This is a genomic window from Thiolapillus sp., from assembly GCF_048562965.1.
GTDB classification, from domain to species: domain Bacteria; phylum Pseudomonadota; class Gammaproteobacteria; order Chromatiales; family Chromatiaceae; genus Thiolapillus; species Thiolapillus brandeum_A.
The window spans coordinates 1-555 of record NZ_JBHNMF010001565.1 but is presented as its reverse complement, the minus strand read 5'-3'; the positions used below and the strand labels follow the sequence as shown (position 1 = coordinate 555).

Sequence of the window (555 nt, the reverse complement as noted above, 5' to 3'; positions counted from 1 at the left end):
CGGTTGCCACCGAGGCCGCGGCAGAAAAGCAGGATGGTGACAACCGCACCATGGGTCGCAAGCACACCGTCCCCTATGGTCTCTATGTCGCCCATGGCTTCGTTTCAGCGCCGCTGGCCGGTCAGACCGGGTTTTCCGAAAATGATCTGGAACTGTTCTGGGAAGCACTGGAAAACATGTTTGAACATGATCGCTCCGCTGCCCGTGGCGAAATGGCCACCCGGGGCCTCTATATTTTCAGGCACGACAGCAAGCTCGGTAACGCCCATGCTCACGACCTGTTCGAGCGCATCGCATTGGCAAGAAAACCGGATGTAACTGTTCCAAGGGATTTTACCGATTACGATGTCAATGTAAACGCAGGCAACTTGCCACAGGGTGTCGGGCTGATCCGCAGGGTGGGTTAGTATGTCATTGGACTGCTCATCCCTGAAGTTCAGTGGCCATGCCGTTTCCCGGATGTTCGAGCGTGGCATTCGCAAGGAAGATGTCGTGCAGGCGGTAAATGACGGTGAGGTCATACAGCGTTATCCGGATGACAGGCCCTACCCAAGC

At 56.0% G+C, this 555-nt stretch carries 2 protein-coding genes; both read left to right on the top strand.

Annotation, left to right across the window (positions count from 1 at the left end; all coding sequences use genetic code 11):
• The coding region (locus tag ACOCD2_RS25540) for a type I CRISPR-associated protein Cas7 (RefSeq protein WP_293653941.1) at nt 1-407 on the top strand (407 nt) is incomplete at its 5' end.
• A gap of 1 nt (nt 408) precedes the next feature.
• On the top strand, nt 409-555 hold a 147-nt coding region (locus ACOCD2_RS25535), incomplete at its 3' end, for a DUF4258 domain-containing protein (protein ID WP_293653943.1).